This window comes from Kitasatospora sp. NPDC098663 (genome assembly GCF_044760075.1).
GTDB lineage: Bacteria > Actinomycetota > Actinomycetes > Streptomycetales > Streptomycetaceae > Kitasatospora.
The window spans coordinates 86,622-95,842 of sequence record NZ_JBIWAP010000037.1 but is presented as its reverse complement, the minus strand read 5'-3'; the positions used below and the strand labels follow the sequence as shown (position 1 = coordinate 95,842).

General features: G+C 75.3%; 6 protein-coding genes. All 6 read right to left on the bottom strand.

What is annotated here, in order from left to right; all coding sequences use genetic code 11:
* Positions 1-89: 89 nt before the first annotated feature.
* A complete protein-coding gene (locus ACIQVZ_RS31725; protein ID WP_402454706.1) occupies positions 90-2,699 on the bottom strand; it encodes a SpoIIE family protein phosphatase in 2,610 nt (869 codons plus the stop codon).
* Positions 2,700-2,953: 254 nt separating this feature from the next.
* Positions 2,954-5,710, bottom strand: coding sequence for a SpoIIE family protein phosphatase (locus ACIQVZ_RS31720; protein WP_402454703.1), 2,757 nt, complete (start codon positions 5,708-5,710; stop codon positions 2,954-2,956).
* Between the two features lie 179 nt (positions 5,711-5,889).
* Positions 5,890-6,306, bottom strand: a complete 417-nt coding sequence (locus ACIQVZ_RS31715; RefSeq protein WP_402454700.1) for an NUDIX domain-containing protein — start codon at positions 6,304-6,306, stop codon at positions 5,890-5,892.
* Between the two features lie 10 nt (positions 6,307-6,316).
* Complete coding sequence (locus ACIQVZ_RS31710) at positions 6,317-6,499, bottom strand: SPOR domain-containing protein (RefSeq protein WP_350879934.1); 183 nt, start codon at positions 6,497-6,499, stop codon at positions 6,317-6,319.
* A gap of 196 nt (positions 6,500-6,695) precedes the next feature.
* Entirely contained in the window at positions 6,696-8,189 is a 1,494-nt protein-coding gene (locus ACIQVZ_RS31705; protein WP_402454696.1) for a DUF4190 domain-containing protein, read from the bottom strand.
* Positions 8,190-8,397: 208 nt separating this feature from the next.
* Positions 8,398-9,216, bottom strand: coding sequence for a methyltransferase domain-containing protein (locus tag ACIQVZ_RS31700; protein ID WP_350879936.1), 819 nt, complete (start codon positions 9,214-9,216; stop codon positions 8,398-8,400).
* Positions 9,217-9,221: the final 5 nt, after the last annotated feature.

Below are 9,221 nucleotides of genomic sequence, written 5' to 3'. Positions count from 1 at the left end.
CTGGGCCATCACCCCCACCACCACATAACGCAGGAGGGGCTGTCCCCAACCGGGACAGCCCCTCCACCAACAAGATCTTCAGGAGCCTTCTAGAGGCCCAGCTCGAACCAGACGATCTTGCCCTTGGGCGTCCGCCGGCTGCCCCAGCGCTCGGCCAGCAGGCTGACCAGTTGCAGGCCGCGCCCGCCCTCGTCGGTCTCCTGGGCGCGCCGCTGCCGGGGCTGGGCGTAGCCGTCGTCCCAGACCTCGCAGACCAGGCCGCGATCGCGCAGCAGCCGTAGCCGGATCTCGCCCCGGCCGTGCTTGAGCGCGTTGGTGACCAGTTCGCTGACCAGCAGCTCGGTGGTGTCCACGAGCTCCTCCAGGCCGCGGGTCAGCAGCCAGCTGCAGGCCAGCTCGCGGGCCTTGGCCACGGAGGTGGGCTCGGGCGGCAGGAACCAGTTGCCGACGGCGTCCTCGGGGAAGGCGTGCACCTTGGCCATCAGCAGGGCGATGTCGTCCTCGCCGTGGTGCGGGTTGAGCTCGCCGAGGACGTGCTCGCAGAGCTCTTCGAGGCCCTTGCCCTTGGCCGACAGCGCGGTGCGGAAGCCGCGCAGGCCCTCGTCCAGCTGGTGCTTGCGGCTCTCCACCAGGCCGTCGGTGTAGAGGCCGAGGATGGCTCCGTCCGGGAGGGTCAGCTCGACCTCCTCGAAGGGCTCGCCGCCGACGCCGAGCGGCAGGCCGGGCGGGACGTCGAGCATCCGGGCGGGTTCGCCGGGGCTGAGCAGGACGGGCGGCAGGTGGCCGGCGTTGGCGATCCAGCAGCGCCGGGTGACGGCGTCGTAGACCGCGTAGACGCAGGTCGCCAGGTAGACCTCGCGGGCCTCCTCGTCGGCGGCGGAGGTGAGCCGGCCGTACGGGGTGGGCGGGCCGGCCGGCACGGTGTCGCCGCCGAGGCCGCGGGCGATCTCGTCGAGGGCGGTGAGCACCTCGCCGGGCTCCAGGTCGAGCATGGCGAGGGTGCGGACGGCGGTGCGCAGCTGGCCCATGGCGACGGCGGCGCGCAGGCCGCGACCCATCACGTCGCCGATGACCAGGGCGGTGCGGTTGCCGGGCAGCGGGATGACGTCGAACCAGTCGCCGCCGACCTCGGTGTTGTTGTTGCTGGGCAGGTAGCGGCAGGCGATCTCCAAACCGCTGGCGGCCGGGTTGCCCGGGGGCAGCAGGCTGCGCTGGAGGATCAGGGCGCGCTCGTGCTCGCGGCGGTAGAGCCGGGCGTTGTCGATGCAGACGGCGGCGCGGGCGACGAGTTCCTCGGCGATGGCGACGTCGCGGGCGTCGAAGGGCTCGCTGCCGATCGCGCGGGAGAGCTGGACGAGGCCGAGCACCTGGTCGCGGGCGACCAGCGGGACGATCAGGGTGGAGCGCAACAGCGGGTCGGGCCCGGGCTCGGGGACGACGCTGCGCCCGGTGCGCAGCGCCCGGGCGTGCGGGGAGCGTCGCGGGTAACAGAGGGTGCCGCCGGCCTCGGCGATGGGCAGGCCGGTGACCGAGCCGAGCACCGAGGAGGCGCCGCCGATGACGCTGGAGACGGCGACCCGGCGCAGCTCGCCGCTACCGTCGGTGAGCACGGTGTCGCCGAGCCGGCCGGCGCTGGGCACGGACTCGCCGGAGAGCAGCGCGGTGTACAGGTCGACGGTGGCGAGGTCGCAGAACGGCGGGACGACGACGTCGAGCAGTTCCTTGGCGGTGGTCTCCAGGTCGAGGGTGGAGCCGATGTGCGCGCTGGCCTCGTTGAGCAGGGCGAGGTTGCGGCGGACGCCGTCGGCCTCGCGCTCGGCGACGTGCCGGCTGGTGACGTCGGAGACCTGCCCGGCGACGCCGATCGGCTGTCCGGCCGCGCCGTTGAGGCGGTACAGCGAGACGGCCCAGAGCCGGTTGCCCTCGCGGGTGGGGACGGCGCCGTGGAAGCGCAGGTCGAAGACGGGCTCGCCGGTGGCGAGGACCTTGCGCAGGGCGGCGGTGAGGCGGTCGGCCTCGGACGGCGGGAAGAGGTCGTGCGGGGTGAGGCCTTCGAGGTCGGTGGGGACCAGGCCCATGCCGGAGGCGAAGGCGTCGTTGACCCGCTGGAGGCGCAGCCGGTCGTCGAACAGGATGAAGCCGGTGGGCGTCTGCCCGAAGACGGCCTCGGAGGCGGCGAGGTCGGTCTCGACCCGGCGCAGCCGGCCGAGGTCGACGGCCAGGCAGGTGGCGCCGGCGGCGGGCAGGGCACTGTCGGGCATCAGGTAGAGCTCGGCGAGGCCCTCGCCGCCGACGGCGTCCCGGTAGGGGGTGGTGCCGACCCACTCCTCGCCGGCCAGGGCGCGTTCCAGCCGGGCGCGGCCGCGCTGCCAGAGCTCGCGGGGGACGAAGGTGGTGATCGGATCGGCGCCGACGGCGTCGGGGGCGGGAACGCCGAAGAACTCGGCGGCGCGCTCGCTCCACTGGCTGATCCGGCCGTCGGGGCCGATGGTGAAGGTGGCGACCCGGATGTAGTCGTAGATCGACCCGGGGCCGCCCGCGCCCCACGGGTGGCCCGCGGCCCCCGGGTGGTGACCGGGGCCCACGGGGCCGGCGTCGGGCGGGTCCGCCGGTACGGGCAGGTGCGGTGAACCGGCCTGCCCGGGCACGACAGCATGACCGCTGCTGCTCGGCGCGTTCCGCGCCGGGGTGCTGTTCAACGGACCGACCCCTCCAACCCGCGACCGTCCGGATGTCGAGAAGACCGAGTATTCATCATCGAGGGGTACGTTCACACGCCCTCAACATCACAACATCAGATCGGGCGAAGGTTTTTGTCCTACCGCCCGCGCAACCACAATGCCACGTCCGCGCCCCCTTCCGGGCTGCGCGCTCCCCCCGGCCACCTGCTGGCATATGCGGTCCCGCCCTCCTCGCCCCCGCTCGGGCTCGCGCCCCCGACCCGCTGCGCTCCCTATGACTCGTCGGGCTCATTACCCGGCAGCGCCTGCTCGAACCAGACCACCTTGCCGATGCCCTCGGCCCGCGCACCCCAGTGCAGCGCCAGGCGGCGGACCAGTTCCAGGCCCCGGCCGCCCTCGTCGGCCTCGGCCGCGTGCCGCTCCCGGGGCGGCTCGGGCAGCGGGTCGGAGATCTCGACCAGCAGCGTCTCGCCGAGCGTCAGCCGCACGCCGATGGGGGCGCTGGCGTACCGGACGGCGTTCGTGACCAGCTCGCTGACCAGCAGCTCCGCGGTGTCGGTGAGCTCCTCGACACCCCACTCGGCGAGCGTGGAGCGGACCAGCCGGCGGGCCCGGGAGACGGCGGTGGGCTCGGCGGGCAGGGTCCAGCCGGCCGTCGGGGTGCCGGCCTGGCCGTGGCCGAGCCGGGCCAGCAGCAGCGCGACGTCGTCCGGCTCGCGGCCCTGCTCCATGGTGTCGAGCACGGCCTCGCAGGCGGCCTGGATGGAGGCGTGCGACTCCTGGAGCACGGTGACCAGCCGGCCGAGGCCGACGTCGAGGTCCTTGTCCCGGGACTCGACCAGGCCGTCGGTGCACAGGGCGAGCAGGCTGCCCTCGGGGATCTTCAGTTCGACGGATTCGAACGGGACGCCGCCGACGCCGAGCGGGGCACCGGAGGGCAGGTCGAGGATCCGGCCGGCGCCGCCGTGCAGCGGGCCGCCGGTCCGGGTCGGCTCCCCGCCCTCCTCGCCCGGCACCACCAGAACGGGCGGGATGTGCCCGGCCTTGGCGACGGTCAGTCTGGCCGTCCCCGGGTCGAAGACCGCGTAGACGCAGGTGGCGAGCAGCGCCTCGTCCGGGCCCTGGGCCAGGTCGTCGGCCAGCTCGTGGACGTGCCGCAGCAGGACGTCCGGCGGCAGGTCGAGGGCGGCCAGCACCCGGACGGCGGTGCGCAGCCGGCCCATGGTGGCGGCGGCCCGCAGGCCGTGGCCCATCACGTCGCCGACCACCAGCGCGGTGCGGTCGCCGGGCAGCGGGATGACGTCGAACCAGTCGCCGCCGACCTCGGCGCCGCTGCTGCCGGGCACGTACCGGTAGGCGACCTCGACGCCGGTGGGCTGCGGGACCTGCTGCGGGAGCAGGGTGCGCTGGAGGGTGAGCGCCGCGGTGCGCTCGCGGGCGTACAGCCGGGCGTTGTCCAGCGAGCTGCCGGCCCGGTCGGCCAGCTCGACGGTGAAGGCCAGGTCGTCCCGGTCGAAGCCCTCCCGGTAGCCGGCCCGGCTGACCAGCAGCAGGCCGATCACGATGCCGCGGGCGCGCAGCGGGACGACCAGCATGGAGTGCACGCCCAGGTCGTGGGCGGCCTGCGTCTTCGGGTCGCCGGGGTACGTCACTTCGTCGAGCTGGTCCGCGCCGGAGAGTAGTTCGGGGACGCCGGTGCGCAGCACCCGGCCGCAGGCGGAGTCCTCGGCGAAGGTGATCCGGGCGCCGCGGCGGAGCATCACCTCGACCTCGGGGCCGTCCTGGACGGAGGCGGTGCCGAGCTGGAGCAGCGAGGTGCGGCGGTCGTGGCCGTGCCGGGGCAGGTCGTCGCCGTGCGCGACGGCCTGCAGCAGGATCACCGCGGAGTGGTCGGTGAGCCGGGGGACGACGGAGCTGGCGAGCTCCTGGGCGATCCGGGCGGCGTCGAGCAGGTCTCCGACCCGGGAGCCGAACTCGTTGAGCAGCGAGAGCCGGCGCCGGGCGTGCTCGACCTTGGCGACGGCGCGGTAGCGCTCGGTCACGTCCATCACGGTGCCGGAGATGCCGAGCACCCGGCCCGAGCGGTCGGTCATCCGGCTGTAGGAGATCGAGCGGTAGCCGGAACGGGCGGTGACCGGGGAGGCGAGGGTGACGTCGATGACCGGCTCGCCGGTGGCCAGCACCTGGCGCTGGATCGCGGTGACCTCGTCGGCGGCCCGCTCGGGCAGGGTCTCGCCGGTGGTCCGGCCGACGTGGTCCTCCAGGGCGACGCCGTTCATCTCGGCCAGGGTCTGGTTGACGGCGGTGTAGCGCAGCTCGGTGTCCATGATCGCGATGCCCAGCGGGGACTGCTCGAACAGCGCGTCCCGGACGGCGAGGTCGTGCTCGACGGCCCGGACGGCGGCCGCCTCGGCCATGTTGACCTGGAGGAACGGGGTGCCGTCACCGTCCACCAGGAGGGAGATCCGGGCGTCCACCGCGATCGGCACGCCGTCCCGGTCGCGCAGTTCGGCGTTGCCGGCCCAGCGGCCGTGACGCAGGGTGTCCTGGATCGCGGCCCGGATCCGGCCGACCTGCTCCTGGTCGGGGATCAGCTCGTCGATCCGGCGGCCGACCAGCAGCTCGTTCGGCCAGCCGAGCAGTTCCTCGGCCGCCGGGCTCCAGAGCACCACCCGGCCCGCGGTGTCCAGGATCGCGATGGCGACCTTCAGCATGTCGAGCAGGCTGCCCTCGGCCGGCGCGCCGATGCCGTACGGGGCGTCGGACGGCCCGCCGGGGAACGGCCGGGTGGGCCGGCTGCGCAGGCCGGGCTGGGGGCCCGGGTCGGAGACGGGGACGGCCAGGGTCGGCGCCGGCTGGTCGGCGGGCCTCAGGGCTTCGGGGGCGTCGGCGGCGTCCCGCCGCCGGCGGCCGGCCGGCGGCTGCGGGGCGGCGGGCCGGGCGCCCCGGCGCAGCCGGGCGCGGGCGGCTGCGCTCCCCGCGGCGCCTGTCCGCCGTGCTCCTCCGCCGCCGTTCCCGGTACTCGACACCGACGGGGCCTCCGGCTCTGGTCGGGATCGGCGTCGCCGGCTGGGGCGGCTCACCGATGGTGACGAATAGTGCCGAAAAGTGACATACCCAGCAGAACCCAGGCTATCCCGGCTGCTGGGTCGTCTTGTCTGATTGACCTACCCCGTACCCTGCGCGTCGCACACCGGCTCAGGCCGTCCTATGCGTCGAGCAACCGGGCGACGTGCGGCAGGACGTCGCGGTCGTGCTCGATCCAGTCGACGCTGTCCAGCTCGGCCGGGCCGAGCCAGCGCAGCTCGTCGTGGTCCTCCAGCGGACGGGGGTCGCCGGCCAGCAACTCGGCCGCCCAGAAGCGCAGCTCCAGACCCGGCCGGACGGCCCACGCACCCGGCAGCCGCTCCAGCGCCCGCGCCCGGACGCCCAGTTCCTCCAGCAGCTCCCGCTCCAGCGCCTGCGCCTCGGTCTCGCCGGGCTCGGCCTTCCCGCCCGGGAACTCCCAGCGCCCCGCCACCGCCGCGGGCGCGCTGCGCCGGGCGGCGAGCACCCGGCCCCCGTGGATGAGGGCGCCGCCGACGACGATCCGGGGCTCGCCGGGGTTCTCGCTCGCCTTGTCCATGGGCCCGACCTTAGGTCCTGTCCGACCCCTCGCCGTCCGCAGCGGCGGCCTCGGCCTCGACCCAGTACAGCTGCTTGTGGCCACGGGCCTCGAACTCGGCCGCCAGCCGCTCCGCCGCGACGCGGTCCAGCCCGGCCGCGACCAGGAAGCGGTTGCCGTTGTCGTCCTGCCGCATCACCCGAAAGGCGCTCATGGCGGGGAGCGTATCCCCGGCCTGCGTGGGGGTCGGGCCGGGGATCCGCCCCCACGACGCTACGGTCGGCTCGCTACCGGCAGGTACGGGTGCGGTTAACGGCGGGTAACCCGGCCGCGCCCGGCGGCTCGGACCCGTCGGCGGATCAGCCCCGTCGGCGGCTCGGACCCATCGGCGGCACAGACCCCTCGGCGGCTCAGACCTGGAGGTCGGGCACCTGCTCGCCGGTGGACAGGCCGAGCCCGCGCCGGATCTCGATGCTGAGCGGCACCGACTTGGTCACCAGCGCCCGGGCCCGCCGGACGTCGCCCTCCAGGTCGTCGCCGGAGGCCGCCGCGTCCCAGGCGGTGGCGGCCGCCTCCTGGGCCGCTGCCAGCTTGCGGACCGCCGGCTTGACCTCGGCCGGCCACGCCACCGACGACTTGTTCAGCGCCGCGGCCTCCGCGTGGGAGGCGGTGGACATCCGCCGGGCCCAGGTCCGGTACTCGGACGACGCGTCCGCGAAGCCCTTGCTCGGCTGCTCCGCGTAGGCGTCGTTGAAGCCCCGGACGGCCTCCAGGTAGGCCAGCTGGGCGGGGTTCAGGCTGCCCCGGTCGGTGCGGACCGTCCCCAGGTGCTCGCCGTCGCGGTCCTCGAACGCGCAGGTGACGTAGCGGTCGCCGGACCTCCAGTTGCCCCGGGTCGGGTAGAGGTAGACGTCGTCCATGCCGTCCGGAATCGCCCACTGGTCGAGGGCGTAGTCGTCGAGCACCGTGCGGCACAGTTCGGCTGCCCGCAGGCGGACCGTCGCCTCACCCGGGTAGGACGGGCCGTCGCTCGCCGGGATGCGGACGGTGCCGGCCACCTCGCCGTGGTGCGGGGCCGAGCACGGCACCCGGCGGACCCAGTAGAGCGTCTCGTCGCCGCCCTCGGGGTCGGCCCGGCTGCCGTTGTCGGGGGTGTTGTAGCAGTCCCCGGACTTCAGCGCGGCCCACGGGACGGACCCGGCCGGGGCCTTCACGGACTGGCCGAACCGGCCGCCGCCGGGGGACTCGAAGGTCGAACCGGCCACGACGAGCGACAGCAGCACCGTACCGACCACGCCGAGCACCAGGCCGGTCACCGCCATGCCGAAGCCGCGCTCCTTGCGGCGGTTGATCTGGACCAGCGCGATGATGCCGAACACCAGGGCCACCGGCGCCACCACGATCAGGCCGGTCACCAGGGCGGCGACCGCGAAACCGTTGGTGACGGGGGCGGGCGGGGGGTAGGGGAAACCGGGCTGGAGACCGGGCCGGAGACCGGGCCGGAGACCGGGCCGGAGACCGGGCCGGAGACCGGGCTGGAGGCCTGACTGCGCGGCGGGCGGCACCGACGCCCAGCCGCCGGCGGGCAGCGGCGGGGGCGGGGGCTGCGGCGGGGCCTGCGACCGGGACTGCGACGGCAGGGGCGCGGCCCACGGGTTGGCGGGCGCGGGCGGGAGGGGCGGCACGGGCGGGGCGGTTTCGGGCGCGGACGGGGCGGCGGGCGCGGACGGGGCGGCGGGGCCGGGCTGCGCCTGCTGTTCCGGCTGGTCCGCCCGCTCCGGCTGCTCCGACTGCCCCGCCCGCTCGGCCGGCTTCGCCGGCGCGGCCTCGTGGGCCGGTGTGCGGGGATCGACCGCGGGCGACTCCGGCCCCGGCGCGGGCGGCTCGGACGCAGGCTTGGACACGTGGACTCCCCCGGCCCGCCGGTACGGGCATCGACTCGACAGCTCGACTCGTCGGCTCGCCCCCTCCAGCAGCGGGCCGGACGGGCCCGAACGGCCCCGGTACGAGCGGACGCGCGACTTTACCCGATCTTTCCGAACGCCCGCGCGACCGTTTCGCCCGCCCCGCCGCCCGGCCCCGCCCTCAGCCCGTCGCCGGCCCGGCCCCCGGTCAGCCGCGCGCCAGGATCTCACCGTGCAGCATGGAGAACCAGCCGTCCCCGGCGGCGCTCCACTCCTGCCAGCCGGCCGCGATCCGCGCCAGTTCGGCCTGGTCCGCGAAGCCCCGCTCCACCGCCGTCCGGCCGATCGCGGAGCCGGTCACCCGGTCCGCCCACATCCCGCCCCACCAGGCGCGCTGCTCGGGCGTCGCGTACGTCCAGGTGGTGGCGCTCGCGGCGATGTCGGTGAAGCCCGCCGCCCGCGCCCAGGACAGCAGCCGCCGCCCGGCGTCCGGCTCACCGCCGTTGGCGCGGGCGATCCGCTCGTACAGCTCCAGCCAACGGTCCAGCGCGGGCGCCTCGGGGAACCAGGTCATCGACGCGTAGTCGACGTCCCGGGCCGCGACCACCCCGCCAGGCGCCGCGACCCGGCGCATCTCGCGCAGCGCGGCCACCGGGTCGGCCACGTGCTGCAGCACCTGATGGGCGTGCACCACGTCGAACTCACCCTCCTGATAGGGCAGTCCGTGGACATCGGCGACCTCGAACACGACATTGGACAGGCCTCGGCCGGCCACGTACGCGGCGGCCTGCTCCAGCACCTCCGCGGAGGTGTCCACGGCCACCACGCGACCGCCCGGGCCGACCAGCTCGGCCAGGTCGGCGGTGATCGTGCCGGGCCCGCAGCCGATGTCCAGCAGCGCCTGCCCGGGGCGCAGTTCGGTCAGCAGGTAGGCGGCCGAGTCGGCCGCCGTCCGGGAGCGGTGCGAGCGCAGCACGGCCTCCTGGTAGCCGTGGGTGTAGACGGTCTCGGGCTGCTGTCCGGTCATGGTGT

Bases quoted from the DNA above. Each gene is read 5' to 3' on its own strand.
- ACIQVZ_RS31715 (WP_402454700.1), bottom strand. From the start codon at position 6,306: ATGGACAAGGCGAGCGAGAACCCCGGCGAGCCCCGGATCGTCGTCGGC.
- ACIQVZ_RS31710 (WP_350879934.1), bottom strand. From the start codon at position 6,499: ATGAGCGCCTTTCGGGTGATGCGGCAGGACGACAACGGCAACCGCTTC.
- ACIQVZ_RS31700 (WP_350879936.1), bottom strand. From the start codon at position 9,216: ATGACCGGACAGCAGCCCGAGACCGTCTACACCCACGGCTACCAGGAG.